20 protein-coding genes and 1 tRNA gene are annotated in these 26,972 nt (G+C 68.9%); 7 read left to right on the top strand and 14 right to left on the bottom strand.

The genetic code is table 11. From position 1 onward, the window contains the following. Positions 1-10: 10 nt before the first annotated feature. The 3 genes from CEK66_RS05685 to CEK66_RS05675 all read left to right on the top strand — a co-directional run bounded on the left by CEK66_RS05685 (position 11) and on the right by CEK66_RS05675 (position 5,753). Entirely contained in the window at positions 11-2,908 is a 2,898-nt protein-coding gene (locus CEK66_RS05685) for a TonB-dependent receptor (protein ID WP_152236231.1), read from the top strand. Between the two features lie 129 nt (positions 2,909-3,037). Further along, on the top strand, positions 3,038-4,339 hold the full coding sequence (locus CEK66_RS05680; protein ID WP_152236230.1) for a histidine-type phosphatase: 1,302 nt from the start codon (positions 3,038-3,040) through the stop codon (positions 4,337-4,339). A gap of 109 nt (positions 4,340-4,448) precedes the next feature. After that, positions 4,449-5,753 carry a jacalin-like lectin gene (locus tag CEK66_RS05675; RefSeq protein ID WP_148829220.1) on the top strand — a complete coding sequence of 435 codons (1,305 nt, stop codon included), beginning with the start codon at positions 4,449-4,451 and terminating at the stop codon, positions 5,751-5,753. A 298-nt stretch (positions 5,754-6,051) separates the two neighbouring features. Here the strand turns inward: CEK66_RS05675 and radA are convergent, their stop codons facing one another. From radA to CEK66_RS05655, 4 genes are all read right to left on the bottom strand, one after another. Then, positions 6,052-7,437 carry a DNA repair protein RadA gene (radA, locus tag CEK66_RS05670; RefSeq protein ID WP_152236229.1) on the bottom strand — a complete coding sequence of 462 codons (1,386 nt, stop codon included), beginning with the start codon at positions 7,435-7,437 and terminating at the stop codon, positions 6,052-6,054. Between the two features lie 305 nt (positions 7,438-7,742). Then, positions 7,743-8,279, bottom strand: a complete 537-nt coding sequence (locus CEK66_RS05665) for an adenylate kinase (RefSeq protein ID WP_152236228.1) — start codon at positions 8,277-8,279, stop codon at positions 7,743-7,745. A gap of 225 nt (positions 8,280-8,504) precedes the next feature. After that, positions 8,505-10,394, bottom strand: coding sequence for a tetratricopeptide repeat protein (locus tag CEK66_RS05660; protein ID WP_152236227.1), 1,890 nt, complete (start codon positions 10,392-10,394; stop codon positions 8,505-8,507). Positions 10,395-10,528: 134 nt separating this feature from the next. Next, entirely contained in the window at positions 10,529-11,131 is a 603-nt protein-coding gene (locus CEK66_RS05655) for an ATP-dependent Clp protease proteolytic subunit (RefSeq protein ID WP_152236226.1), read from the bottom strand. Between the two features lie 55 nt (positions 11,132-11,186). Between CEK66_RS05655 and CEK66_RS05650 the strand changes: the two genes are divergently transcribed. Next, a complete protein-coding gene (locus tag CEK66_RS05650; RefSeq protein ID WP_152236225.1) occupies positions 11,187-11,981 on the top strand; it encodes a sigma-70 family RNA polymerase sigma factor in 795 nt (264 codons plus the stop codon). A gap of 105 nt (positions 11,982-12,086) precedes the next feature. Here CEK66_RS05650 and cyoD read toward each other — a convergent pair whose 3' ends face one another. From cyoD to CEK66_RS05625, 5 genes are all read right to left on the bottom strand, one after another. Continuing rightward, a complete protein-coding gene (gene cyoD, locus CEK66_RS05645) occupies positions 12,087-12,425 on the bottom strand; it encodes a cytochrome o ubiquinol oxidase subunit IV (RefSeq protein ID WP_010341155.1) in 339 nt (112 codons plus the stop codon). Continuing rightward, positions 12,425-13,051, bottom strand: coding sequence for a cytochrome o ubiquinol oxidase subunit III (gene cyoC / locus CEK66_RS05640; RefSeq protein WP_017907389.1), 627 nt, complete (start codon positions 13,049-13,051; stop codon positions 12,425-12,427). The genes cyoD and cyoC overlap by 1 nt, the downstream gene beginning before the upstream one ends. A 3-nt stretch (positions 13,052-13,054) precedes the next feature. Next, complete coding sequence (cyoB, locus tag CEK66_RS05635) at positions 13,055-15,055, bottom strand: cytochrome o ubiquinol oxidase subunit I (protein WP_017907390.1); 2,001 nt, start codon at positions 15,053-15,055, stop codon at positions 13,055-13,057. Next, positions 15,055-15,996, bottom strand: a complete 942-nt coding sequence (gene cyoA, locus CEK66_RS05630) for a ubiquinol oxidase subunit II (protein WP_010341159.1) — start codon at positions 15,994-15,996, stop codon at positions 15,055-15,057. The genes cyoB and cyoA overlap by 1 nt, the downstream gene beginning before the upstream one ends. A 317-nt stretch (positions 15,997-16,313) precedes the next feature. Then, positions 16,314-16,389, bottom strand: a tRNA-Thr gene (locus CEK66_RS05625). Between the two features lie 120 nt (positions 16,390-16,509). Between CEK66_RS05625 and CEK66_RS05620 the strand changes: the two genes are divergently transcribed. The 3 genes from CEK66_RS05620 (at position 16,510) to CEK66_RS05610 (ending at position 19,513) form a co-directional block, all read left to right on the top strand. Continuing rightward, the gene (locus CEK66_RS05620) at positions 16,510-17,466 is read left to right on the top strand and encodes a hypothetical protein (RefSeq protein ID WP_152236224.1); all 957 of its coding nucleotides are present in this window, start codon (positions 16,510-16,512) and stop codon (positions 17,464-17,466) included. Next, positions 17,463-18,170, top strand: coding sequence for a hypothetical protein (locus tag CEK66_RS05615; protein ID WP_152236223.1), 708 nt, complete (start codon positions 17,463-17,465; stop codon positions 18,168-18,170). Before CEK66_RS05620 ends, CEK66_RS05615 begins: the two co-directional genes overlap by 4 nt. A gap of 371 nt (positions 18,171-18,541) precedes the next feature. Next, positions 18,542-19,513, top strand: a complete 972-nt coding sequence (locus CEK66_RS05610) for an IS110 family transposase (protein ID WP_152236222.1) — start codon at positions 18,542-18,544, stop codon at positions 19,511-19,513. 75 nt (positions 19,514-19,588) lie between these two features. On the opposite strand, the gene ispH is transcribed toward CEK66_RS05610, so the two are convergent. The 5 genes from ispH to murJ form a co-directional block, all read right to left on the bottom strand. Beyond that, positions 19,589-20,539 (bottom strand): 4-hydroxy-3-methylbut-2-enyl diphosphate reductase, encoded by a 951-nt coding sequence (gene ispH / locus CEK66_RS05605; protein ID WP_152236221.1) that lies wholly within the window; start codon positions 20,537-20,539, stop codon positions 19,589-19,591. Positions 20,540-20,596: 57 nt separating this feature from the next. After that, entirely contained in the window at positions 20,597-21,100 is a 504-nt protein-coding gene (lspA, locus tag CEK66_RS05600) for a signal peptidase II (protein WP_017907394.1), read from the bottom strand. Between the two features lie 109 nt (positions 21,101-21,209). Next, the gene (gene ileS, locus CEK66_RS05595; RefSeq protein WP_152236220.1) at positions 21,210-24,041 is read right to left on the bottom strand and encodes an isoleucine--tRNA ligase; all 2,832 of its coding nucleotides are present in this window, start codon (positions 24,039-24,041) and stop codon (positions 21,210-21,212) included. Between the two features lie 6 nt (positions 24,042-24,047). Continuing rightward, on the bottom strand, positions 24,048-25,046 hold the full coding sequence (locus tag CEK66_RS05590) for a bifunctional riboflavin kinase/FAD synthetase (protein WP_152236219.1): 999 nt from the start codon (positions 25,044-25,046) through the stop codon (positions 24,048-24,050). A 316-nt stretch (positions 25,047-25,362) separates the two neighbouring features. After that, positions 25,363-26,955 (bottom strand): murein biosynthesis integral membrane protein MurJ, encoded by a 1,593-nt coding sequence (gene murJ / locus CEK66_RS05585; RefSeq protein WP_152236244.1) that lies wholly within the window; start codon positions 26,953-26,955, stop codon positions 25,363-25,365. Positions 26,956-26,972 lie beyond the last annotated feature (17 nt).

The raw sequence follows: 26,972 nt of genomic DNA, 5'->3' as shown, positions 1-26,972 counted from the left end.
GGACCCGACGATGCGCCGCACCCTGTTCCTTTCCATCGCCCTCGCCCTGCACGCCGGCACCGCCGGTGCGCAGACCGCGCCCATCGCGGTCGAGGCGATTCCCGCGCAGCCGCTGGCGCGCGCGCTCAATGCGCTGTCGCGGCAGACCGGCCTGCAGTTCGTCTATGCCGCCGGCAGCACCGGCAACCCGCAGACCCATGGCAGCCGCGCTGGCGCGGCGCCAGAACAGGCGCTGCAGCAACTGCTCGACGGCACCGGCCTGCGCTACCGTTTCCTCACCCCGACCACGGTGACGATCGAGGCAGCGAGCGCGCCGGCGGAAACAGCGGCCACTGCACCGGCGGCGATGGCGGCCGCACCGACGCCGGCACCGGTGGCGTCGGCGGATGCGCCGGTCAAGCAACTGGACAGCATCCAGGTGCTCGGCAGCTACGCCGGCAGCCTCAGCGCCGCGCTGCGCGAGAAGCGCTACGCCGACAGCGTGGTCGACGTGATCGCCGCCGAGGACATCGGCAAGCTGCCGGCGCAGAACGTGGCCGAAGCGCTGCAGCGCGTGCCCGGCGTGTCGATCGTGCGCGACCGCGGCGAAGGCGTGTACGTGCGCGTGCGCGGCCTGGGGCCCAACTTCCAGGTGACCACGCTCAACGGCCAGACCATGGCGGTCAACGAGAACGTGCGCACCTCCGGCCAGACCGGCCGCCAGTTCCGCTACGACACCCTGCCGGCGGAACTGGTCGCCGGCCTGGAAGTGATCAAGAGCCCCACCGCCGACCTGGACGAAGGCGCGATCGGCGGCATCGTCAACGTGCGCACGTTCCGCCCGCTTGAACTGGGTAAAACGCTTACCAACGTGTCGCTGGAGTCGAGCCAGGCGCAGCGCACCCACGCCAACGACCCGCGCGTGTCCGGCCTGTTCAACTGGGTCAACGCCGACGGCACCTTCGGCCTGCTGCTGTCCGGCGCCTACGCGCAGCGCAGCCTGCGCCAGGACCGGGTCAACGAAGTGAGCTGGGACTACTACCGCAACGGCGTGCCGGGCGTGCCTGGCGCCAACTACGTCCCCACCGGCCTGCGCCCGACGTTGGAACTGGAGCAGCGCGAACGCACCGGCATCGCCGCCTCGCTGCAGTGGAAACCGAGCGCGGCCTGGGAAACCAACCTGGACCTGCTCTACGCCAAGCAGACCGTGCACTACGACGAATACAGCCTGGGCGTGGGCTTCGACAGCCTGGCCAAGCTCAGCAACCTGCGCGTGGCGCATGGCGGCGTCGCCGGCTTCGACTACCGCAACGGCCAGGTGCAGATCTCGCGCGAGACCTCCGGGATCACCGACGACAACCGCAGCGCGCGCCTGTCCAGCACCTGGAGCGGCGATGCGTGGACGCTGGGCGCGGTGGCGTTCCACTCGCAAGCGCACAGCTACGACTCCGATCCGATCCGGCGCACGCGCCTGCGCAGCGGCACCACCCTGTCGATGCGCGTGGACATGCCGCAGGCCGATGGCGACGACGTGCCCGACTGGCGCTTCACCAACGGCTTCGACCCGACCAACCCGGCCAGCGTGGCCGGGCGCCGCCTGGAGTGGCGCGAGATCGATGCGCGCGACAAGGAGGACGCGCTGCAGCTCGACGCCAAGCGCGCGCTCGGCGACGGCTTCTTTCGCGAGCTCAAGTTCGGCGCCAAGTACCGGCAGCGCTCGCGCACCTACGATCGCGCCGACCTGCTGCTGACCAGCATCGCCGGGGTGCGCTTCCCGGCCGGCAACTTCACCGCGCTGCCGGTGGACGACATGCTGACCGACGCCAACGGCAACCTGCCCCGGCAGTGGCTGGCGCCGATCGAATCGCGCTTCTTCGGCACCTGGCCGACCGCCGCGGACCTGGTCAACACGCCGAACAGCGCCGACCTGCAGAACTCCTACGAGGTGAAGGAGAAGATCGGCTCGGCCTATGCGATGGCCGACTTCGGCGGCGACCTGGCCGGCCGCGCGCTGCGCGGCAACCTCGGCGTGCGCCTGGTGCGCACCGAGCAGACCACCGACGGCCATGCCGACGTCAACGGCAGCGCGCAACCGGTGCACTTCGAACGCAGCTACAGCAACGCACTGCCCTCGTTCAACGCGGCCTGGGACGTGCGCGAGGACATGGTGCTGCGCAGTTCCGCGGCCAAGGTCATCACCCGTCCCGACCTCACCGACCTGTCGTCCAAGCTCACCTTCAATTCCAGCGGCGAGATCCTCACCGCCAGCGGCGGCAATCCGTCGCTGCGTCCGTTCGAGGCGTGGCAGTACGACCTGACCTTCGAGTGGTACATCGACGGTACCTCGGCGCTGACCGGCGGCGTGTTCTACAAGGACATCTCGCGCTTCATCCAGACCCAGATGTCGAACCTGCAGTACCAGGGCCAGACCTACCTGCTCTCGTCCAAGACCAACGGCAGCCAGGCCAGCGTCAAGGGCGTGGAAGTGGCCTACCAGCAGGTCTTCGCCGGCCTGCCGGCGCCGCTGGACGGGCTGGGCATGCAGCTCAATTACACCTGGACCGACAGCGAGGCCACCTATCGCGACGGCAGCCGCACCTTCACCGACAGCCTCGAAGGCGTGGCCAAAAACACCTACAACGCGGTGCTGTTCTACGAGAAGGGACCGCTGATGGCGCGGGTGAGCTATGGCTGGAGCGACGACATCGTCAACGCGGTCGGCACCGCCAACGTCGCCACGCTCAACAGCGACAAGTTCGGCAGCCTCGACGCGAACGTGGCCTGGAAGGTCAACGACACCCTGTCGGTGTTCGTCAACGCGATCAATCTCACCGGTGCGGTGCAGCGCCAGTACGTCGGCGACCGCCTGTTCGGCGGCTACACCGACTACGGCCGCACCTGGTCGGTGGGCTTGCGCGCACGTTTCTGATCCGCCGCGCTGCCGCCCAAGCGCGGCAGCCAGCCCGCCCCGCGGCCTGCATCGCCGCGGGCGCCGGCCATCGCACCGTGCGCCGCCCACCGCCGCGCGCGGCGCACCGCCTCTGCCTGGAGCTTGCCGATGCCATCGCTGCCGCGCCTCGCCACCCTCGTCCTGTTCGCCTTCGCGCCACTGGCCTGCACCGCCGCACGCGCGCAAGCGGCCGCGACGGACACGCTGGAAAAAGTCGTCATCCTCAAGCGCCACGGCGTGCGCGCGGCGATGTCCAGCGCGGAGCAACTGGAGCGTTACTCGGCGCGCCCCTGGCCGCGCTTCGCGGTGCCCGCCGGGTATCTCACGGCGAACGGCGCGGCACTGGAACGCTTGTTCGGCGCCTACTACCGCGCTCGCTATGCACCGCTGGGGCTGTTCGCCGGCGACGGCTGCGCGACCGCGTATTACTGGGCCAACCGCACCCAGCGCACCCTCGCCTCGGCGCAGGCGCTGGCCAGCACGCTGACCCCGGGCTGCGCCAATCCGGTGCACAGCGTCGCCGACGATGCCTCCGATCCGCTGTTCGACGGCGCGCCCGCCCTGCGCACTCCCGCCGCGGTGGCGCAGATGCGCGCGGCCATCGCCGGCCGCATCGGCGGCGATGCGCAGGCCTGGAACGCGGCCCAGGCCGACGCCATCGACAGCCTGCAGCAACTGCTGCTGCAGTGCGCGCAACGGCCCTGCCCGGCCGACGCCGGCAGCGGCAAGCTGCGCCTGGATGCGGTGCCGGCGCGGCTGGGCGATGCCGAGGACGCGATCCCCGGCATCGAAGGCCCGGCCGCGGCCGCCTCCGGCCTCAGCGAAAGCCTGCTGATGGCCTGGGCCGACGGCCAGGACTTCGCCGCGCTGGGCTGGCGCGGCGTCGACGAGGCCAGTCTGCTGCGCGCCTTCGCCCCGCACCAGGCCGAGTTCGCGCTGCGCCTGCGCGCGCCGGCGGTGGCGCGCATGGCCGCCTCGCCGCTGGCGGCGCGGCTGCTGGCGACGCTGCTGGACGGCAGCGGCCAGGCCACGCGGGCCGAACCGATCGGCGGCGCGGCGCGGCTGGTGGTGCTGTCCGGCCACGACGGCACCCTGACCCTGCTGGCCGGCATGCTCGACCTGCATTGGCAGCTGCAAGGCTACCAGCCCGACCAGACCGTGCCCGGCGGCGCGCTGGTGTTCGAACGCTGGCGCCGCGCCGACGGCGAACGCGTGATCCGCCTGCGCTACACCGCGCAGAGCCTGGCACAACTGCGCGAACGCCGCGCGCTGACCGTGCAGGCGCCGCCGCTGGAGTCGCCCGTGTTCATCCCGCAGTGCAGCCGCGCCGACGACGCCTACGACTGCCCGCTGCCCGCCTTCGCCGCCGCGGTCGAGGCCGCGCTCGATCCGCAGCTCCTGACCCCATGACGCCACGTGCGCCGGCTCCGGCCGGTCGCGCGGCGGCATCGGTGCCTTCCGGCACCGCCCCTGGCGCTCGCGCCACCCGCTGTTCCTCCCAACCCGCAAGAGGCGATTCATGATCCAGCATCTACGCACCCTCGTGAGCTACGGCATCGGATTGAGCCTGGCCTGCGCCGGCGTGGTCCACGCGCAATCGGACGTCGGCGTGCTCGACGTGCTCACCTACAACGTCGCCGGCCTGCCGCAAGGCATTTCCAGCAGCAACCCGGCCGCCAACACCGCCCAGATTGCACCGAAGCTGGCGCCCTACGGCCTGATCAACGTGCAGGAAGACTTCAACTATCACGCCACCTTGTACGCGGGCGACCAGCATCCCTACCGCACGCCCACCAGCGGCGGCGCGGCGATCGGCGACGGCCTCAACACGCTGAGCAACTATCGCTTCGACGACTTCACCCGCATCAAGTGGGACAAGTGCAACGGCACCGACTGCCTCACCCCCAAGGGCTTCAGCTACATGCGCGTGCGCCTGGACGACGGCGTGCTGCTGGACGTGTACAACGCGCACCCCAACGCCGGCACCGAGAGCGCCGACCTGGCCGCGCGGCGCGCCAACATCAGCCAGCTGTCGCAGTTCATCCAGACCTGGTCGGCCGGCAACGCGGTGCTGGTGATGATGGACTCCAACACCCGCTACACCCGCGCCGACGACAACATCCGTGCGTTGATTTCCGCCAACGGCCTGACCGATACCTGGGTGGAACTGGTCAAGGGCAGTGCCCCGGCGGCCGGCGCCGCGCCGCTGCTGTGCGGCACCCCGCCGACCAACGACTGCGAAGTGGTGGACAAGATCCTGTACCGCGACGCGCCGCAGCTGACCCTGGTCGCCAACCGCTACAAGCTCGACGACGGCAACTTCTACGACAGCGACGGCAAGCCGCTGTCCGACCACTACCCGCTGGCCGCGCAGTTCGGCTGGGCGGTCGGGACCACCGTGCGCACCAGCGACCAGTTCGGCGGCCCGCACGGCACCCCGTTCAACGACATCGCCAAGGGCGCCGAGCAGCGCACCATCGCCAGCGTGACCCTGCGCGGCGCCTCGCGCCTGGACGGCATCGCGCTGGGCCTGGACAACGGCAGCACCCTGGCCCACGGCGGCAGCGGCGGCGACGCGGTCACGCTGCGCCTGGGCAGCAACGAGCGGCTGACCTCGGCCACGCTGAGCGTGGGCCAGTACAACGGCCACACCCGGCTGTTCTCGCTGAGCCTGCGCACCAACCAGGGCCGCAGCCTCAGCGCCGGCACGCCGACCACCGAGACCTACACGCTCACCGCGCCCAGCGGCTGGCACATCGCCGGCTTCACCGGCCGCGACGGCGACGAGATCGACAAGCTCGGCGTGGTGTACCGCAAGGATTGACGGAACCGCGGGCGCCATCGCGTCTGCGGCACCGCAACGGCAACGGCGCGCGTGGCGACGCGCGCCGTTCGCCTTACCGAAGAAGAGGCGCCGGCTGCGACCTGTGGCCGGTCGCGCGCATCGACGTGCAGCGAGCGGATGCATTACCGCTGACGATGCGGATCGGAAATCTCCACACCAGGCCGCGCGATGCGGCCACGTGTCTACGTGGGCCGCACTCGCGCGCACACCACCGCATCGCGATTCGAAGCGACGCAGTACACGGGGACGACGCGCCGCTGCCCGCCGACGCCGCAGCCTATTCGCTCGCCGCTTCCAGCGCCTGCGCCAAGCGCTCCACCGCGATCACCTCCATGCCCTTGACCGTACTGGTCTTGGGCGCATTGGCCTTGGGCACGATGGCGCGCTTGAAGCCGTGCGTGGCGGCCTCGCGCAGCCGGTCCTCGCCATTGGGCACCGGGCGGATCTCGCCGGACAGGCCGACCTCGCCGAAGGCGATGGTCTTTTCCGCCAACGGCCGATCGCGCAGCGACGACAGCACCGCCAGCAGCACCGGCAGGTCGGCCGCGGTCTCCTGCACGCGGATGCCGCCGACCACGTTGACGAACACGTCCTGGTCGCCGACCACGATGCCGCCATGGCGGTGCAGCACCGCCAGCAGCATCGCCAGCCGGTTCTGTTCCAGGCCCACCGCCACGCGCCGCGGATTGGACAGCGGCGAGGCATCGACCAGCGCCTGCACTTCCACCATCAGCGGCCGCGTGCCTTCGCGGGTGACCATCACGCAACTGCCGGGCTGGTGCGCGCTGCCGCCGGACAGGAAGATCGCCGACGGATTGGAGACTTCCTTCAGCCCCTTCTCGCCCATCGCGAACACGCCCAGTTCGTTGACCGCGCCGAAGCGGTTCTTGAACGCGCGCAGCAGGCGGAAGCGGCTGCCGCTCTCGCCCTCGAAGTACAGCACCGCATCGACCATGTGCTCAAGCACGCGCGGGCCGGCGATGCCGCCCTCCTTGGTGACGTGGCCGACCAGGAACACCGCCGTGCCGGTCTCCTTGGCATAGCGCACCAGGCGCGCCGCGCTCTCGCGCACCTGGCTGACCGAACCCGGCGCGGCGGTCAGCGCCTCGGTCCACAGGGTCTGCACCGAGTCGGCGACGATCAGCTTGGGCCGCGCCGCGCTGGCGTGCTGCAGGATGTGCTCGATGCCGGTCTCGGCCAGCGCGTTGAGGCCGTCCAGCGGCAGGTCCAGGCGCACCGCGCGCCCGGCGACCTGGCCCAACGATTCCTCGCCGGTCACATACAGCACCGGCAGCGTGCCGGCCATCTTCGCCAGCGCCTGCAGCAGCAGGGTCGACTTGCCGATGCCGGGGTCGCCGCCGATCAGCACCACCGCGCCCTCGACCAGGCCGCCGCCCAGCACCCGGTCGAACTCGCCGATGCCGGTGGACACGCGCGCCTGGTCGCGGTGCTCCACGTCCTTGAGCGCGGTGATCTTCGGCGTCTCGGCCTTGCCGGCCCAGCCGCTGCGCCGCGCCGCGGCCGGCGCCTTGGCCGTGGCCGCGCTCTCCAGCACGATCTCGCTCAGCGTGTTCCAGGCGCCACATTCGGTGCACTGGCCCTGCCACTTGTTGTACTCGGCGCCGCACTCGCCGCAGACATAGGCCGTTTTCGCTTTCGCCATCTGCTTCTGGTCCGCTCAGACAATGCACCAGCATAGTGGCTGGCGGTCTCAAGGTCCGCGACGCGGCGCCAGGCACCGCATCGCATTCGCTTCCCCAGCGTGTAACGCGGCGCCGGGAAGACGTCGCGCACTCGGCAGCGACGACGATGTACGGCGGCGCTGCTGCGTTTCCCCGCGACTGGTGACCCAAGTCGCCCGCGCACGGCCGCCAGGCGGCAGCAGGAGGCAGCATGTGGCGCCGACGTCGGGTCAGACCGATTCTGCCCGGGACGATGTCCTCTTCGCTTGTCGCGGCAGGGAGGCCGTCAGCGCGCCTTCAAGGCAGCAAGCAGGTGTTCCGCCTGCTCCCGTCGCCTGATGCGCACGAAGCGAATATGCGCGTACTGCGGGTTGTGCAGATCGGCCTGGTAGCGCGCGCGGTTGCTGCGCCAGGTCTTGAGCATCCAGATGATGATGGACTCCCGGCTAAAGAACGCGCGGCGAAAACTCTCGCGATTTCCCGTACCGGGCCACAGCTCATGTTTGTGCCAGGCCCGTTTGAACGCTCTGGCGACAGCTTGGAACAGCGTGCGCAAAAATCCATAGTCCACCCACACCACCAGGTCCACGTCGCGCCATTTCACGGGGCGCGTCCGGTTGTAGTTGCCATCCAGCACCCAGTCCGCAGAGGCGGCTAACGCACGCTCCAGTTCTTTCAGGAACACATCGTCCGGGGTCCCCTGCCAGTCCGGGCGCCAGTAGAGTCTGTCCATTTCGACATAGGGAATCGCAAGTTCCTTGGCGATCAGCCTGGCGAGTGTGCTTTTCCCGCTTGCGCTGGTGCCGACCACATTGATTTTCACCGCCTGACCCCGTCCTCGCAAAGAAGATCGGCCACCTCGGCCGCTCCCGCACGGTGCTGCGCTCGCTGCAGGAACGGCTTCACATGGACTGCGCCATCGGTGGCGACCAAACAATGAGCATCGCGCGCGCAACCGCCGCAAGCGACACGCGCCAGTACGACGACGCCGTCGCCGCACCGCGCAACGGCACACCGAAGCGCCGGGCGGCGATCGCGCTCGCCGCCCTCAACGCGCCTTGTACAACTCGCTCAGGCGATCCGGCGTGCCGGCGATGCGCTCCAGGTGCGGATACTGCAGGCCGCCGTAGTAGGCGATGCGCACGGTGTCGTAGCGGTCGCCGCGCTTGACCAGCAGTTCGATCGGCGTGCTGCCGCCCTTGGCCGCGGTGACCGCGTCCTTGAGCGCCTCGGCGCTGTACTCGCGGCCGCCGACTGCGACCACGCGGTTGCCGGCGATGATGCCGGCGTTGAACGTCGGGCTGTCCCACAGCACGGATTGCACCCGGCCCTGCTCGTCCAGGCTCAGGCCCAGCGAGTAGCTCAGGTCCAGGTTCTTGTTGCGCGCCTCGGAGGTCTTGCTGGCCGCGTTCGGCTGATCGGTATAGACCAGCTTCCAGCCGCTGGCCTCGATCCCACCGACCAGCGACCCGTGCTCATCGAGACGGCTGCGCAGCAGGCTCGCCCAGTCGTACTTGGCGATCCCATCGAGCGTGGCGACGATGTCGTCGAAGGTGTAGGTGTTCACGTCCCAGGCGCCGTCGTGCATGCCGAAGAACGCCTTGGCGAAATCGTCCAGCGAGCGCTTGCCGCCGCTGAGCTCGCGCAGCTTGGCGTTGACCTCCAGCCAGACCATCTGCCCGCCGGAATAGTAGTCCTCGCTCAACTGGTAGCTGCGGTAGGCGCGCGGCCGGCGCATCGACATGGTCGGGTCGTTGGTGGTGTCCTGCAGCGCGCGCCAGGCCAGGCCGGGACGGCCGCGCTGGTAGACCGCGGCGACGTTGGCCAGCATGTCGCGGGCCTGGTCCTGGGTCCACAGCCCTGCGCGCGCGGCGATCACCTCGCCCCAGAACTGGGTCTGGCCCTCGTACAGCCACAGCAGGCTGTCGCCCATCGGCACGTTGAAGTTGGGCGTGGCCAGGTCGGCGCCACGCCGGTACTTGCCGTTCCAGGAGTGGTTGAACTCGTGCGCGAGCAGGTCGCGCATCTCCCAGCTCTTGTCCCACTCGGTGAAGTAGTCGAGCGGGCCACTGTTCTCGCTGGAGCGATGATGCTCCAGGCCGATGCCGCCGAGCTTGTCGGTCAGCGCCAGCAGGAACTCGTAGTGGTCGAAGTGACGCGCGCCGTACAGCTTGTCCATCTGCTGCACCAGGGCCACGTGCGCCTTGATCTGCTCGGGCTTGGCCTCCAGCGACTTGGGCTTGTCGGCGAACACGTTCAGCGCCACCGGCGCCTTGCCCTTGTCGTCCAGCACGATGCGCTTGTAGTACTTGCCGGCGAACATCGGCGAATCGACCAGGTCGTCGAAATCGATCGGCTTGAAGGTCACCGTATCGCCGCTCCGCCCGGCGGTTTCCAGCGCGGTGGCGTAGCTCCAGCCGGCCGGCAGGGTCACGCTGGCCTGCGCCTTGATGTTGCGCGCGTACACCCCGGCCGGATACAGCGCGGTGGTGTTCCACTGCAGGTTGAGCATCTCCGGGGTCATCATCACCCGGCCCTGGCCGTCGCCCTGCGAGGACAGGAACTGGTACTCGGCGACGATCTCGCTGACGCCGGCGGGCACGTCGATCTTGAACGCATAGACGTCGAACTGGTCGCGCGTCCACGGCAACACCTTGCCGTTGGCCTTGATCACCAGCCCGGCGAGCTTGTCGATCGGGCCGGTCGGCGAATGGTTGCCGGGGATCCACTGCGGATACAGCAGGGTCATCGGCCCCGGCGTGGCCGGGATGGTGCTGCGCACGCGGAAGATACGGTGCGCCAGATCGGTGGCATCGACATCGATCTTCAACGTACCGGCGAAGGGCACGTCGCGCGGCGGGGCGGTCTGCGCCGAGGCCTGGAACGCGACAGTGGCGGCCAGCAGCAACGGCGCCATCCAGGCGGTGGACTTGTTCATGGGATCTCCAGGGGGGCGAACGACAGCGGACAGGCAAACTCCCATGCTATGCCTGCGCCGCCGCCGCGTGCCATGCCATAGGTCATGCCCGCGGCGATCGCCGCGCACGGCGCCTGCCGCATTGGCCGGAGCCCTCAGCGCCCGGCCAGTTGGCTGCGCCGCTCGACGATGCGCGAGACCAGGCCGTAGTCCATCGCCTCCTGCGCCGACATCCAGCAGTCGCGCTCGATGTCGGTCTCCACGCGCTCCAGCGGCTGGCCGGTCTCGCGGGCAATGACCTTGGCGATGCGGGCGCGCGCCTTGAGGATCTCGCTGGCCTGGATGGCGATGTCGCTGGCCGGGCCGCCGGCGCCGCCGCTGGGCTGATGGATCAGGAACCGGGTCTGCGGCAGGCACACCCGGCGCTCGCGCGGCACGCCCAGGAACACGTGCGTGGCCGCGCTGCCGACCCAACCCGAGCCGATCATGTCGACCGGTGCGGAAATGAAGCGCAGCGCATCGTGGATGGCGTCGCCGGATTCGAGATGCCCGCCCGGCGAGGACACGATCATCGCGATCGGCGCATCGGACTCGGCATCCAGCGCCAGCAGATGGCGTACCGTCTGGTAGGCGCTGGCGTCGGTGATGGTGCCGAACAGCAGCAGGGTCCGCGCGCGGAACGCCTTTTCCTCGAGGAAGGCGGCGGACGGCGATTGCGCGGAGGGCGCGGCGGGGGACGTTTCGTGGGAACGCAGCATCGGCCTGTCTCCATGTATGGTGGGTGTCCCTCCCAACGAACGACGGGGCTGCGACGTGACATCTCCGACCGACACGCCCACGCCGGCCGACGGCGAGGCGCTGCGCCGCCAGTTGCTGGCCCTGGCGCACCGCTGGCTCGGCCAGGGCCAGGACGCCGAGGACCTGGTGCAGGAAGCCTATCTGCGCGCCGCACAGGGACCGCTGCCGGCCAGCGGCCGCGACGCCTGGCTGACCACCGTGCTGCGCCATCTGTGCATCGACCGCCTGCGCCGCCGCAGCCGCTACCGGGTCCTGCTGGAGCGCATCGCACAGGAACACGCAGTGTCCGTCACCGACGATCCGGACGGGCCGGAGCGCCACGCCCTCCACAGCGCGGCAGTGACGCACGCGCTGGTAGCGCTGGTGCGCACGCTGCCGGCCGGCGACGTGGCGATGCTGCTGCTCGCCGAGGCCTTCGACTTCAGCCATGCCGACCTGGCGGCATTGTCAGCGCGCAGCGAAAGCGCCTCGCGCCAGTACCTGCGGCGCCTGCTGCAGCGCGCGCGTACAGCGATCGAGGACGCCACTGCACCGACGCGCGCGCACCCGCACGACGACGACGCCTGCCTGCTGGCGCTGTGCCGCCACGCCCTGCGGCACGGCGATCCGGCCGGACTGGTCGCCACGTTGCGTGCGGCGCGGCCGCAGACCCTGCTGGCCAGCGCCTGGTCGGCCTCCGCGCACGCCGCGCCGGTCTATGCCCAGCCGCTGCAGCAGCACGGGCAGCTGGGGCTGCTGATCCGCAACGGCGACGGCGTATTGACCTGGCTACCGTTGTGCGAACTCGCCGAGCCGCCCTGCCTGGCGTGATCCCGGCGCATTCCTGCGGACATCGCCAGCGCGATTGCACGCCCCAAACGCAACGGGCCGCCAGTCGCCTGGCGGCCCGTTGCGTTGCGCGGCAGGGGTGCCCGCTCAGTGCATCATGTTGACGTTGAGGTTGTGCATGACCCACAGCGAACCGACCACCACGATGCCGATGATCAGCAGCGAGAACAGGCCCACGTGCACGTTGGAGCGCTGTTCGGCGGAACGGTCCATGTGCAGGAAGTAGATAAGGTGCACCAGCATCTGCACCGCGGCCAGCACCGCGATGACGATGACGGTGACGCCGCGCGGGAACGCCCCGCTCATCACCATGCCGAACGGAATCACGGTCAGGATCACCGCCAGCACGAAGCCGACCAGGTAGGACTTCAGGCCGCCGCCGTGGCCGTGCTCGGCGTGCGTGTCGGAGGAATGATGGTTGGCCATTACAGCGCTCCCAGCAGGTAGACGATGGTGAACACGCCGATCCAGATCACGTCCAGGAAGTGCCAGAACAGGCTCAGGCACGCCAGGCGGGTCATGTTGCGCGGGGTCAGGCCGTTCTTCGCGATCTGGATCACCAGCACGGTCATCCACAGCAGGCCCGAGGCCACGTGCAGACCATGGGTGCCGACCAGGGTGAAGAAGGCCGACAGGAACGCGCTGCGGCCGGGGCCGGCGCCTTCTTCGATCAGGTGGTGGAACTCGTAGAGCTCCATGCCAAGGAAGCCCAGGCCCAGCGCCGCGGTGACCGCCAGCCAGCCGTACAGGCCGCCCATGCTGCGCTTGTTCGCCGAGATCATCGCCAGGCCGAAGCCCAGGCTGCTGAACAGCAGCAGGAAGGTTTCCACCAGCACGAACTTCAGATCGAACAGTTCCTTGGCGGTCGGGCCGTCCACCGTCGCGCCGGCCAGCACCGCATAGGTGGCGAACAGGCCGGCGAAGATGAGGCAGTCGCTCATCAGGTAGACCCAGAACCCGAAGACGGTGTTGCCGCCCGCGTCGTGGTGTTCGTGGTCGTGGTCGTGGCCGCCCGCGTGGGCGGCGTGGGAATCGAGCGTCGTGGAAGCCATGGTTCAGACCGCCTTTGCGGCGTTGGCCGCGTGTTGCTGTTCCAGCAGGGCGAAGCGCGCGTTCTCGATGCGCTCCACTTCCTCCGCCGGGACCCAGTAATCGATGTCGTCATCGAAGGTGCGCGCGATGAAGCTGCCGATCATGCCGACCAGGCCGATCACCGCCATCCACCAGATGTGCCAGGTCAGACCGAAGCCCAGGACGATGCTGAAGGCGCCGATCCAGAAGCCCGCCGCCGTGTTGCGCGGCATGTGGATCGGTTCGTACTTGGCCGGACGCGGCCAGCCCTTGCCCTTGAGCTTGTCTTCCCAGAACTGGTCGCGGTCGTCGATGTGCGGCAGCACGGCGAAGTTGTAGAACGGCGGCGGCGAGGAGGTCGCCCACTCCAGGGTGCGGCCATCCCACGGGTCGCCGGTCAGGTCCATGTTCTCCTTGCGCTTCCAGATGCTGTAGCCGATCTGCACCAGGTTCAGGAAGATGCCGGTACCGATGATCGCCGCACCCACCGCTGCCACCATCAGCCACGGCGCCCACTCCGGGTGGTTGTAGCTGTTCATGCGCCGGGTCATGCCCATGAAGCCGAGCACGTACAGCGGCATGAAGGCGATGAAGAAGCCGATGATCCAGCACCAGAACGAGGCCTTGCCCAGCTTCTCGTTGAGCTTGAAGCCGAACGCCTTCGGGAACCAGTAGGTCAGGCCGGCCAGGTAGCCGAACACCACGCCGCCGATGATCACGTTATGGAAGTGCGCGATCAGGAACAGGCTGTTGTGCAGCACGAAGTCCACCGCCGGGATCGCCAGCATCACGCCGGTCATGCCGCCGATGACGAAGGTGATGATGAAGCCGATGGTCCACAGCACCGGTGCGGTCATGTGCACGCGGCCGCGGAACATGGTGAACAGCCAGTTGAAGATCTTCACGCCGGTGGGGATCGAGATGATCATCGTCGTGATGCCGAAGAAGGCATTGACGTTGGCGCCCGAGCCCATGGTGAAGAAGTGGTGCAGCCACACGATGAACGACAGCACGCCGATGCACGAGGTCGCGTACACCATCGAGGTGTAGCCGAACAGGCGCTTGCGGCTGAAGGTGGCGATCAGCTCGGAGAAGATGCCGAACGCCGGCAGGATCAGGATGTAGACCTCCGGGTGGCCCCAGATCCAGATCAGGTTGACGTACATCATGGCGTTGCCGCCACCGTCATTGGTGAAGAAGTGCGTGCCCAGGTAGCGGTCCGCACCCAGCAGCGCCAGCGCCACGGTCAGGATCGGGAACGCGGCGATGATCAGGATGTTGGTGATCAGCGCGGTCCAGGTGAAGATCGGCATGCGCATCAGGGTCATGCCCGGCGCGCGCATGCGCATGATCGTCACGAAGAAGTTGATGCCGGTGAGCAATGTGCCCAGGCCCGAGATCTGCAACGCCCAGATGTAGTAGTCGACACCGACGCCTGGACTGTATTCCAGCCCGGACAGCGGCGGGTAGGCCAGCCAGCCGGTCTGCGCGAACTCGCCCACGCCCAGGGAGATGTTGACCAGCGCCGCGCCGGCCACGAACAGCCAGAAGCTCAGCGAGTTCAGGAACGGGAACGCCACGTCGCGCGCGCCGATCTGCAGCGGCACGATCAGGTTCAGCAGGCCGGTCATGAACGGCATGGCCATGAAGAAGATCATGATCACGCCGTGCGCGGTGAAGATCTGATCGTAGTGGTGCGGCGGGAAGATGCCTTCGTTGCCGCCGTGCGCGATCGCCTGCTGGGTGCGCATCATCGCCGCGTCGGCGAAGCCGCGCAGCAGCATGATCAGCGCCACCACGATGTACATGACGCCGATGCGCTTGTGGTCGACCGAGGTGAACCACTCCTTCCAGAGGTAGCCCCACAGCTTGTACTTGGTGACCGCGGCCACCACCAGCAGGCCGAGCAGGCCGGCGCCGCCGAGGGCCGCCATGATGATCGGCTCGTGGTACGGAACCGCCTCGAGCGTGAGTTTACCTAGCATCACTTGTCTCCAGAAGTGCACATGGCGACCGGCTCAGCAGCCGATGCCGGATGAGCGTCGTGGCCTTCCATCTTGTGGCCCTTGCCCATCATGTATTTGTCGATCAACGACTTGAACAGGCCGTCCTGCACCGAGGCGTAGTACGTCACCGGGTAGGCGGCCTTGTCGTTGCGGTTGGCCGCCAGCACCTGGAACTCGGCCTGGTCCAGGGTCTTCTGCGAGGCCTTGACCTTGGCCACCCACGCGTCGAAACCGGCGCGGTCGGTGGCATGCGCGGCGAAGCCCATCTTCGAGAAGCCGTGGCCGCTGTAGTTGGCCGACAGGCCGAACATCTCGCCCGGCTCGTTGGCGATCAGGTGCAGCTTGGTCTCCATGCCGGCCATCGCGTAGATCTGCGTGCCCAGGTGCGGGATGAAGAACGAGTTCATCACCGTGTCGGAGGTGATCTTGAAGTTCAGCGGCGTGTCGACCGGGAACGCGATCTCGTTGACCGTGGCGATGCCCTGCTCCGGGTAGATGAACATCCACTTCCAGTCCAGCGCCACCGCCTCGATGGTGATCGGCTTGACCTTGGAATCCAGCGGCTTGTACGGATCCAGCGCATGCGAGGAGCGCCAGGTCAGCACCGCCAGGACCAGGATGATCATGCACGGGATCGACCACACCACCACCTCGATCGCGGTGGAGTGCGACCAGTTCGGCTCGTAGCGCGCCTTGGTGTTGGACGCGCGGTAGCGCCAGGCGAAGGCCAGGGTCATCACGATGACCGGGATCACCACCAGCAGCATCAGCACCACCGAGGTGATCAGCAGCGTCTTCTCGTCGTGGCCGATCTGACCCTTGGGGTTGAGGATGGCCGAGTTGCAGCCGGCCAGCAGCAGCGCGGCCAGCAGCAACAGACCGGAGCGCAGCGAGCGCCGGAGTTGTTTCAACGGAATCATCGAACGATCCAATTGCGTAGGGGATGCGAACCGCGCGGGAGCGGGAGGCGGAGCGCCGTAGAGAGGGCTGTCCCGCGTCCGCCGCGGCATCCGGGCCGGCATGCGCGATCAACGACGCATTTTATGCTGCCGTGCGGCAACTCCGGAAGTCATTGACAAGCCCGGGCGGGCGCCAGGCCGCGTTTTTATGTGCGACACATTGCCGCACCCGCCTGCGACACGGCGTCGCAGGCCGCTGCGCGCACGGACCTGCGTCGCAGAAAAACGGGAGCGCAGACACCAGGAAGGCAGCCTCGCGGCTGCCTTCTGGGTACGTCTGGTGCCGGAAACAGGAGTCGAACCTGCGACCTACGCATTACGAATGCGCCGCTCTACCGACTGAGCTATTCCGGCGGAACTGGCAATTCTAGGCGTCGGCCCGGGCCGGGGTCAATCGCTGCCCGGGCCTTCGCGCGCGCGCCGCAATCGATGGGTTACCCTGCCGCCCCCGTCGTACCCATCCCCCTGCTCATCGTGAAGTTGTTCGCCTGGTTCTGGCTCGCGTTCCTGCTGTTTTTCGCCATCCCCTTCCCCTGCATCCTCTACTTCGCCAGCGACTGGCCACGCGTGCTGGCCCAGCCCAGCACGCCCGCATGGGCGCTGACCCTGCTGGCGCTGTCGCTGGGCCTGTGGCTGCACCTGCTCTACGCCTACATGGACACGCTGCTGCTCATGCCCGGGCGCGCCCTGCACCGCGTGCGCCACCTCCTCGCTCGCGGCGTGCGCCGCGAGGCACTGATCGAACGCATCGCCCCCACCGGCGTTGAGGTCAAGGGCTGGCCGCAGCTGTCGCTGACCCTGGCCTTCGACAACCTGTCCGGCACGCCCATCCGCGACACCCTGCTGATCGTGGACCGCAAGCCGGCGCAACGCCGCTTCGAGAGCGGGCGCACCGTGCCGCTGCGGCTGAGCACCACCCCGGGCGCCGCGCCGAACCTGGTGCTGGAGGACGCCGAGCCGGCGCTGGACCGCGCCAGCCTGTGGCGACGCGCGGCCGGCGCCGTGCTGCTGGTGGTCCTGGTCGGCGCGGCCTACGTGCTGGCCTGGCGCCTGCAGAACCGCGGGCTGGGCTGGACCTTCCTGTCCTTCAACCACCCGTTGCTGATGAGTGCGCTGGTGCTCAACGGCTATGTACTGGCGCTGCGCGTGATCCTGCGCGTGATCCGCCACAATGCCACCGACGAGACCCTGAAGTACCGCGGCCTGCGCGCGCGTGCGCGGGTGCTGGACGTGCGCCAAACCGGCACCACCCTCAACGAGCAGCCGCAGGTGGAGTTCCGCGTGGCGTTCGCGGACGCGTCGGGCAACCCGCACGAGGCGACGATGCGGCGGTTCGTGTCGCTGCTCGACGTCGGGCAGTTGCCGCGCGACACCGTGTCGGTGCTGTACGACCCGCAACACCCCACCCGCGCCGACCTGGAGCTGCCATGAAGACGCCACCCACCCCCGTGGTCTTCGCCGGCGTGGTGCTGCTGCTCGGCGGCCTCGCCTTCGCCGGCGGCGCCTGGGACACCATCCGCGCCACCCTGCAGGCGGGACCACGTCTCTCGGCGGCCGACCTGCAGTCCCCCTCCAAGCCGCAATCGCTGGCGGCGCCGACCCCGACTGCCCATGCTGCCGACACCGAACCGGCGCCGACGCCGGCATCACGCGGCAACCTGCTGTTCGACCCGCAGCGGCTGCGCGCGGCCCGGCAGGCGCTGGCGGACCTGCCCGACCTGCAGGGCCACGACCTGCGCGTGTTCCATGCCGTGCATTTCTACGACAACCGGATCGGACTCGAACTGCTGGACCCCGCACAGCCGGACCACGTGGACGAATACAGCTTCCACGACGAGGCCTGGCACAAGGATGCGCCAGTGAATCCGCGCATGTTCGGGCCGTTCCTCAAGCCAGCCACCGACACCGCCGCGCTGCAGGACATCGATTTCGAGGGCGCCTACCGGGTGGCCACGGCCCTGCAGGAACAGGGCCAGGCGCTACAGGCCGAGCCGAAGAAGGTGGATCACGTGTACGTGCTGGTGGGCCGGCGCGGCCGCCTGCGCTGGATGCCCGATGGCGTGGAAGGCGATCGCGTCAGCGTGGACATCGAGTTCGATGCACAGGGACGGCCGCGCGGCACGCAGCGCCAGTAAGCCGTGGCGCTTGCCACGCGACAGCACCCCATCACGTCATCGCGCAGGAGCGGTTCCTGCCCCCTTTTCGGGGATCAGCCGCGACAGGCTTTACCGGGATCGCCCGTCGCGGCTGAAAGCCGCTCCTTGTATCTGGACATGTCGCCCCTAAACAGGCGTCATGTCTTCCGACTGATCATCGGAGGAGGTGTGGGAGGTCCAGTCGCTCCTAAAGCTTCGAGCTTGCATCGTAGATCGGCTCCGCCCTCCACATGCTGGCCCTTGTGTGTCCGAACGGTATCCAGAGTCCGCCCCCGGGCGTGAACTCGCATCGACAAGGCAGGACCGGGCCCAGCGCCGATCATGACCCTGACACGATGGAGGAATCGCCTATGTCTGCCGTCATCGGCATCGACGTCGCCAAACGCAGTTTCGATGTGGCCATCGAGCTGACCAATGGCAAGCACCGTACCAAGGCCAAGTTGTCCAACGATGCCAAGGGCTTCCAGGCCCTGCAGGCATGGCTGCAGACGCATGCCCAGCCCGATAGCTGGATCGCCATGGAGGCCACCGGCACCTACCACCAGGCGCTGGCCGAGTTCCTCCACGCACGCGGCTATCGGGTGTGCGTGCTCAACCCGGCGCAGACGGCCGCGTACGCACGCAGCCAACTCAGCCGGGTCAAGACCGATCGCAGCGATGCCAAGCTGATCGCCAGTTATGCCCTGCGTCACCGCGAGCAGTTACGCCGTTGGTCCCCTGATCCGCCAGCGCTCAAGCAGCTCAAAGCACTGGTGCGCCGGCGCCAGGATCTGCAACAGATGCTGCAGATGGAGCGCAACCGGCTGGACGTCGCTCCGGCTCAGGTGAAGGACTCGATCCAGGTCCATCTGGCCGATCTGCAACACCACATCGCCCAGATCGAGCAGGCCATCAATGACCATATCGACCAGGATCCGACCTTGCGTGGGCAGCGCGAGCTGCTGGTGAGCATCCAGGGCATTGCCGACACCAGCGCGGCCTTGATGCTGGCCGAGCTTGGCGATGTGAGGCGCTTCGCCGATGCCTCGGCGGTGACCGCCTTCGCGGGCCTGAATCCGTGCCTGCAGGAGTCGGGCGAGCGCAAAGGCCGCGTCTGCATCTCGCGCACCGGCTCGCCCCGCTTGCGCGCGGGCCTGTTCATGCCGGCCTTGGTGGCCATGACCCACAACCCGATCATCCGGGCGCTGAAACAGCGGCTGAGCGAACGTGGCAAAACCGGCAAGCAGATCGTGTGCGCCGCCATGCGCAAGCTCCTGCACCTGGCCTACGGGGTTCTCAAATCGGGCACGGCGTTCGATCCGAAAAGGGGCCTTGCCTGCTAGGGGGGAAGACGGTATCTACGCGCGCCACGACAGATACGCCCATCCAGCGTACGAACACGCGACCGAACGCGACCGTCAGTCGACCAGCCGCAACCGCAGTTCCTTGGGCAGCGCGAACACCATCGACTCCGGCTCGCCCGCCAGTTCCGACACACCATCGGCGCCGAGTTCGCGCAGCCGCGCGATGACCCCGTCCACCAGCACCTGCGGCGCCGAGGCGCCGGCGGTCAGACCGATGCGGCGCTTGCCGGCGATCCAGGCCGGGTCGATCTCGTCGGCGCCGTCGATCAGGTAGGACTCCACCCCGTCGCGCCGCGCCAGCTCGCTGAGCCGGTTGGAATTGGAACTGTTCGGCGAACCGACCACCAGCACCAGGTCGCACTCCCTGGCCAGGTCGCGCACCGCGTCCTGGCGGTTCTGGGTGGCGTAGCAGATATCGTCGTTCTTCGGCCCCTGCATCGCCGGGTAGCGCGCGCGCAGCGCCTCGATGATGCCGCGGGTGTCGTCCACCGACAGCGTGGTCTGGGTGGTGTAGGCCAGGTTCTCCGGCTGCTGCACGTCCAGCGTGGCGACCTGCTCGATGTCCTCGACCAGGTAGATGCGGCCGGCGCCGCACTCGCGGTCCCACTGCCCCATCGTGCCTTCCACCTCCGGGTGGCCGGCGTGGCCGATCAGCACCACGTCGCGGCCGGCGCGGCAGTGCCGGGCCACCTCGAAATGCACCTTGGTCACCAGCGGGCAGGTCGCATCGAACACCTTCAGCCCGCGCCGCTCGGCCTCCTGGCGCACCGCCTGGGCCACGCCGTGGGCGCTGAAGATCACCGTGTTGCCGTCGGGCACCTCGTCCAGTTCCTCGACGAAGATCGCGCCGCGCTGCTTGAGGTCGTCGACCACGAAGCGGTTGTGCACCACCTCGTGGCGCACGTAGATCGGCGCGCCCAGGGTTTCGATGGCGCGCTTGACGATCTCGATCGCGCGATCGACGCCGGCGCAGAAGCCGCGGGGGTTGGCGAGCAGGACATCCATTAGCTAGATCCGCCGGCCGCAGGGGGCCAGGCGCTTCGACAGGGAGAGTGGCACCGATTATCCCGCTTTTCGCTTCGCCTTGCCGTCGAACACGCCGAACAGGGCGATGCCGATGGCGCCGGCGACGATGGCCGAGTCGGCGATATTGAACGAGGGCCAGTAGTGCTCACCCACGTACCACTGGATGAAATCGACCACGTGGCCATGCATCAGCCGGTCGATCACGTTGCCGATCGCCCCGCCGATCACCAGCGCGTACGGCAGCGCGCTGCGCCACTCGCCGCGCGGGGTGCGCGCCAGCCACCAGGCCAGCAGGGCGCTGATGCCCACCGCCAGCGCGGTGAAGAACCAGAGCTGCCAGCCGCCGGCCTGGCTCAGGAAACTGAATGCCGCGCCGGTGTTGTAGGTTCGGTACCAGTTCCAGAAGCCGGGGATCACCGGCACCGCGGTGAACTCGGGCAGGCTGGACAGCACCCAGGCCTTGCTCCACTGGTCCAGGCCGATCACCGCGGCCGACAGCAGCAGCCAGATCAGGGCGGAGGGGTTGGGTCGTGCGGTCATGCGGGAAGTCCGCCTTGGGCGAAGAAGGAAAGGAAGGATGGCCGGCGCCGCAGCCACGGCGCCGCCGTCGGCCCCGGCGACGCGCAAGCCGCGTGGCCGGGGACGGCACTCAGAACCAGCGGCGCTCCTCGCCCGGTCCTTCGATGTTGCTGACGCAGCGGCCGCACAGTTCCGGGTGCGCCGGATCGGCGCCGACGTCGGCGCGGTAGTGCCAGCAGCGCACGCACTTGGGCTTCTCGGTGGCCTGGGCGCTGACGAAGATCTCGTCGGTGCTGGCCTCGCGCACCACCACGTCGCCGCTGATGAACAGGAAGCGCAGCTCTTCCTGCAGCGGCTGCAGCTTCGCCGCGGTGGCGGCGTCGGCGGCGACGGTGATCTCCGCCTCCAGGGCGGCACCGATCACGCCGTTGCCGCGCATCGGCTCCAGCACCTTGGCCACCTGCTCGCGCAGCGCCAGCAACTGCTCGAAGTCGGCCGCGCTCAGCGCCGCGTCGTCCGGCAACGGTGCCAGGCCTTCGTACCAGGTCGCGAACAGCACGTTGCCCAGGTGCGCGCCCGGCAGGTAGCCCCACAGCTCGTCGGCGGTGAAGCTCAGGATCGGCGCGATCCAGCGCACGAAGGCCTCGGCGACATGGAACATCGCGGTCTGCGCCGAGCGCCGGCCGAGCGAGTCCTCGGCCATCGTGTACAGCCGGTCCTTGGTCACGTCCAGGTACAGCGACCCCAGGTCCACGCTGCAGAAGTTCAGCAGCGCCTGCACGATGGCGGCGAAGTCGTAGCGCGCGTAGGCGGCCTTGATCTGCTCCTGCACCTCGTAGGCGCGGTGCACGATCCAGCGGTCCAGCGCCACCAGCTCCGGCAGCGGCCGCAGGTGCACGGCCGGGTTGAAGCCGTGCAGGTTGCCGAGCAAGAAGCGCGCGGTGTTGCGCAGGCGCCGGTAGGCGTCGGCATTGCGCTTGAGGATTTCCTGCGACAGCGACATCTCGTTGCTGTAGTCGGCCGAGGCGATCCACAGGCGCAGGATGTCCGCGCCCAGCGTCTTCATGATGTCCTGCGGCTCGATGCCGTTGCCCAGCGACTTGGACATCTTGCGGCCGTGCTCGTCCACGGTGAAGCCGTGGGTCAGGCACTGCCGGTACGGCGCGGCGTGGTCCAGCGCCACGCCGGTCAGCAGCGAGGACTGGAACCAGCCGCGGTGCTGGTCGGAGCCTTCCAGGTACAGATCGGCCGGCTTGGGCAGGCCGCGTTCGGTCAGCACCGCCTCATGGGTGACGCCGGAATCGAACCAGACGTCGAGGATGTCGGTGATCTTCTCGTAGTCGCCCGCTTCGTCGCCGAGCAGTTCGGCGGCGTCCAGCGCGTACCACACGTCCACCCCGCCCTCCTCGACGCGGTCGGCGACCTGGCGCATCAGCTCGGTGCTGCGCGGATGCGGCTCGCCGGTCTCGCGATGCACGAACAGCGCGATCGGCACGCCCCAGGTGCGCTGGCGCGAGATCGTCCAGTCCGGGCGCCCGGCGACCATGCCGGCGATGCGCGCCTGGCCCCAGGCCGGGTACCAGTGCACGCCTTCGATGGCCTGCAGCGCCTCGGCGCGCAGGTCGGCCTGCTCCATCGAGATGAACCACTGCGGCGTGGCGCGGAACGCGATCGGGGTCTTGTGCCGCCAGCAATGCGGGTAGCTGTGGACCATGCTGGCACGCGCCAACAGCAGCCCGCGCCCGGCCAGCAGGTCGGCGATGACGTCGTTGGCCTTCCAGATGTGCAGCCCGGCGAGTTCCGTGCCATCGACCGCCGGGGTCGACGGCAGGTACACGCCGCGCGCATCGACCGGGTTGATCTGCGCCGCGCCATAGCGCTCCAGCAGCCCGTACGGCTTCACCGCCACGTAGTCCTCCTGGCCGTGGCCGGGCGCGGTGTGCACCGCGCCGGTACCGTCGGTGTCGGAGACGTGGTCGCCGAGGATCACCGGCACGTCGCGTTCGTCGTAGAAGGGGTGCGCCAGCACCTGGTGCTCCAGCGCCGCGCCGGCGACGCGGCCGTGCACCACCACCTCATCGACGCCGTAGCGTTGCAGCGCGCGCTCGGCCAGCGCATCGGCCAGCACCAGCCAGCGGCGGCGGCCGTCGCGGGCCGGGCCTTCGACCAGCGCATAGATCAGCTCCGGCCCCAGCGACACCGCCAGCGAGGCCGGCAGCGTCCACGGCGTGGTGGTCCAGATCGGCACGGCCACTTCGGCGCCGTCCGGCAGGGTCGCGCCGAACGCGGCGGCCAGCGCCGCGCCGTCGCGGGCCGTATAGGCCACGTCCACCGTCGGCGATTGCTTGTCGGCGTACTCGATCTCGGCCTCGGCCAGCGCCGAGCCGCAGTCGAAGCACCAGTGCACCGGCTTCACGCCGCGGGTCAGGTGGCCGTTCTCGACGATCCGCGCCAGCGCGCGGATCTCGTTGGCCTCGAAATGGAAGTCCAGCGTGCGGTAGGGGTTGTCCCAGTCGCCGATCACGCCCAGGCGCTTGAAGTCGCGGCGCTGGATGTCGATCTGCTCGTTGGCGTATTCGCGACATTTCTGCCGGAACTGCTCGGCATCGAGCTTGACCCCGACCTTGCCGAACTTCTTCTCGATCGCGATCTCGATCGGCAGGCCATGGCAGTCCCAGCCCGGGATGTACGGCGCGTCGTAGCCGGACAGGTACTTGGACTTGACGATGATGTCCTTGAGGATCTTGTTGACCGCATGCCCGAGGTGGATCGCGCCATTGGCGTAGGGCGGGCCGTCGTGCAGCACGAACAGCGGCCGGCCCTGGGCGTTGTCGCGCAGCCGCGTGTACAGGCCCTCGCTCTCCCAGCGCGCCAGGATGTCCGGCTCGCGCTTGGGCAGGTCGCCGCGCATCGGGAACTCGGTCGCCGGCAGATGGAGGGTGGCTTTGTAGTCCTGGGTCACGGGCAGTTACCGGTCGGTGGTCTTCAGGGGGAGTTCCGCGCGCGGGGCGGCGGACACGGGCGGCAGGCCCGCGCCAGCAGGCGCAGCGAGCAGTTGCCGCGCCAGCGCGGCGTCGCGGTGCATCTGCGCGGTCAGCGCCGGCAGATCGGCAAAGGTTTCCTCGTCGCGCAGCTTGGCGACGAACTCCACCTCGATGTGGCGACCGTACAGGTCGCCCTGGAAATCGAACAGGTGCGCTTCCAGCAGCGGCTCCACGCCCTGCACGGTCGGGCGGGTGCCGAAACTGGACACCGACGGCCACGGCTGCGCCGCCACCCCGTGCACCCAGGTGGCGTAGATGCCGGACAGCGCCGGGGTGCGGGCGAACCGCAGGTTGGCGGTGGGATAGCCGAGCGTGCGCCCGAGCTGCTTGCCGCGCACCACGCGGCCGCCGATCGCATACGGGCGACCGAGCAGTTCGGCGGCATGGGCGAACTCGCCGGCCACCAGCAGCTCGCGGATGCGGGTGCTGGAAATGCGCTCCTCGCGCAGGTGCACCGGCGCGATCTCGTCGGCGGCGAAGCCATGCTGGGCGCCCAGCGCACGCAGCAGCGCGATGTCGCCGCCGCGCTTGTGGCCGAAGCGGAACGCCGGGCCGATCCAGACCTCGCGCGCACGCAGGCGCTCGACCAGCACGCGCTGCACGAAGTCCTCCGCGCTCATCGAGGCCATGCGCCGGTCGAAGCGCAGCAGGCCGACGCTGTCGACGCCGAGTTGGAGCAGGCCCTGCACCTTGGCCCGGGCCAGGGTCAGCCGCGGCGGCGGCGCGGCCGGGGCGAAGAACTCGCGCGGCAGCGGCTCGAAGCTCAGCGCCACCGCCGGCACGCCCGCTTCGCGCGCGCGCGTGATCGCCTGCCGCACCAGCGCGCGGTGGCCCAGGTGCAGGCCATCGAAGGCGCCGATGCAGACCACGCTTCCCTGCGGGAACAGGGTCCCGCCCTCGACGTCTCTAAACAGCCTGCTCATTCCTCGGTCCGAAGCGCCGGCGCAGGAAGCGCCGGTCGATGATGCGTAACCGTCGAGTATAGCGGGTGGGGGCTTGGCTCGGGGCTCGGGACCCGGGACCCGGGTCGGCAGCATCGGCGTGCGGAGCCAGACCATCGCCAGGCGATCCGGCAAAAACAAAGTGATCACTTTCTGTGGGAGGGACTTCAGTCCCGACGGGCTTTCCCGGGAAGGCCCGTCGGGGCTGCAGCCCCTCCCACAGTTCAATCGCAAGCGCTTGGCACTCGCGGAAACTCCCGGGTCCCGGACCCCGGACCCCGGACCCCGGACCCCGGCTTCAATGCTCGCGCAGATCCCGCGGCCGGAACCCCAGCGCCAGCAACGCCAGCAGATACACCGCGCCGCCGCCGCCGACCAGCAGCAGCAGGCTGCCGATCCGGTGCCACTTGTCCATGGTGGTGAACGCCGGCAGCCAGTGCAGGCCCAGCGCCAGCACGGCGGCCATCGCCGCACAGGCCACGCCCAGCCGCAGCAGGTAACCGCCCCAGCCCGGCTTGGGCTGGTAGACCTGGTCGCGGCGCAGCCAGCGCCACAGCAGCGACAGGTTGAGGTAGCTGGCGACCGCACTGGCCAGGCCCAGCGCCAGGTGCAGACCCGGCACCGCCTCCAGCGCCGCGCGCACGCCCTGCGCACGAAGCTCCGCCGGCACCCACAACTGGTACAGGATCGCCAGGAACAACAGGTTCAGCGCCATGTTGGCGACCAGCGCGGCGACGCCGGCACGCACCGGCGTGCGCGTGTCCTGGCGCGAATAGAACGCCGGCAGCAGTACCTTGAGCAGGGCGAACGCCGGCAGGCCGAAGCTCAGCCCGAACACCGACATCGCCGCCATGCGCGTGTCGAAGGCGGTGAACTTGCCGTACTGGAACAGGGTCGCCACCAGCGGCTGGCTCAGCAGCATCAACCCCAGCATCGCCGGCACCGCGATCAGCAAGGTGGTGCGCAGCCCCCAATCCAGCGCGCTGGAAAAGCCCGCGCGATCGGTCTTGACGTGGTGCCGCGACAGCGCCGGCAGGATCACCGTGCCCAGGGCCACCCCGAATACGCCCAGCGGCAGCTCCAGGAAGCGGTCGGCCTGCGACAGCCAGCTCTGCGAGCCGGCGTACAGGAACGAGGCGATCACCGTGTCCAGCAGCAGGTTGATCTGCGCGATCGAGGAGCCGAACAGGGTCGGCACCATCAGGGTCAGCACCCGGCGCACGTCCGGATGCCGCCAGCCCCAGCGCGGCAGGGTCAGCAGGTCGATGCCGCGCAAGGCCGGCAACTGGAACAGCAACTGCAGCACGCCGGCCACCAGCACCGCCCAGCCCATCGCCAGGATCGGCACCTGCAGCCGCGGCGCCAGCCACAGTGCGCCGGCGATCATGCACAGGTTGAGGATCACCGGGGTCAGCGCCGGCAGGCCGAAGCGGTGGAAGCTATTGAGCGCACCGCCAGCCAGCGCGGTCAGCGACACGAACAGCAGGAACGGGAAGGTCAACCGCAGAAGATCGACGATCAACCCGAACTTGGCCGGGTCGTCGGTAGCGCCAGGATTGAACAGCATCGCCACCTGCGGGGTGAAGATCAGCCCCAGCGCGGTGACCAGCAGCAGCACCCCGCCCAGGGTGCCGGACACCCGCGACATCAGCGCGCGCAGGTCGGCGTGCGGGCGGGTTTCCTTCACCTCGGTGAACACCGGCACGAACGCGGTGGCGAACGAGCCCTCGGCGAACAGCCGGCGCAGGAAGTTGGGAATGCGGAACGCCACCCAGAACGCGTCGGTGGTGGCGTTGGCGCCGAAGGAAATGGTGATGGCCTGGTCGCGCACCAGCCCCAGCACGCGCGAGACCATGGTCATGCTGCTGAAGGAGAGCAGCCCGCGGAGCATACGCGGCTGGCTCATGC

Origin of the sequence: Xanthomonas sp. LMG 12460 (assembly GCF_009192895.1) — a bacterium.
Taxonomy (GTDB): Bacteria; Pseudomonadota; Gammaproteobacteria; order Xanthomonadales; family Xanthomonadaceae; genus Xanthomonas_A; species Xanthomonas_A sontii.
The sequence above is the reverse complement of the archived record's forward strand: the minus strand, read 5'-3'. Positions and strand labels throughout refer to the sequence as shown.

Bases quoted from the DNA above. Each gene is read 5' to 3' on its own strand.
- cyoA (WP_010341159.1), bottom strand. From the start codon at position 15,996: ATGATTCCGTTGAAACAACTCCGGCGCTCGCTGCGCTCCGGTCTGTTG.
- cyoB (WP_017907390.1), bottom strand. From the start codon at position 15,055: ATGCTAGGTAAACTCACGCTCGAGGCGGTTCCGTACCACGAGCCGATC.
- murJ (WP_152236244.1), bottom strand. From the start codon at position 26,955: ATGCTCCGCGGGCTGCTCTCCTTCAGCAGCATGACCATGGTCTCGCGC.
- CEK66_RS05590 (WP_152236219.1), bottom strand. From the start codon at position 25,046: ATGAGCAGGCTGTTTAGAGACGTCGAGGGCGGGACCCTGTTCCCGCAG.
- CEK66_RS05685 (WP_152236231.1), top strand. From the start codon at position 11: ATGCGCCGCACCCTGTTCCTTTCCATCGCCCTCGCCCTGCACGCCGGC.
- lspA (WP_017907394.1), bottom strand. From the start codon at position 21,100: ATGACCGCACGACCCAACCCCTCCGCCCTGATCTGGCTGCTGCTGTCG.
- CEK66_RS05610 (WP_152236222.1), top strand. From the start codon at position 18,542: ATGTCTGCCGTCATCGGCATCGACGTCGCCAAACGCAGTTTCGATGTG.
- cyoD (WP_010341155.1), bottom strand. From the start codon at position 12,425: ATGGCCAACCATCATTCCTCCGACACGCACGCCGAGCACGGCCACGGC.
- ispH (WP_152236221.1), bottom strand. From the start codon at position 20,539: ATGGATGTCCTGCTCGCCAACCCCCGCGGCTTCTGCGCCGGCGTCGAT.
- cyoC (WP_017907389.1), bottom strand. From the start codon at position 13,051: ATGGCTTCCACGACGCTCGATTCCCACGCCGCCCACGCGGGCGGCCAC.
- CEK66_RS05680 (WP_152236230.1), top strand. From the start codon at position 3,038: ATGCCATCGCTGCCGCGCCTCGCCACCCTCGTCCTGTTCGCCTTCGCG.
- CEK66_RS05615 (WP_152236223.1), top strand. From the start codon at position 17,463: ATGAAGACGCCACCCACCCCCGTGGTCTTCGCCGGCGTGGTGCTGCTG.
- radA (WP_152236229.1), bottom strand. From the start codon at position 7,437: ATGGCGAAAGCGAAAACGGCCTATGTCTGCGGCGAGTGCGGCGCCGAG.
- CEK66_RS05675 (WP_148829220.1), top strand. From the start codon at position 4,449: ATGATCCAGCATCTACGCACCCTCGTGAGCTACGGCATCGGATTGAGC.
- CEK66_RS05660 (WP_152236227.1), bottom strand. From the start codon at position 10,394: ATGAACAAGTCCACCGCCTGGATGGCGCCGTTGCTGCTGGCCGCCACT.
- CEK66_RS05655 (WP_152236226.1), bottom strand. From the start codon at position 11,131: ATGCTGCGTTCCCACGAAACGTCCCCCGCCGCGCCCTCCGCGCAATCG.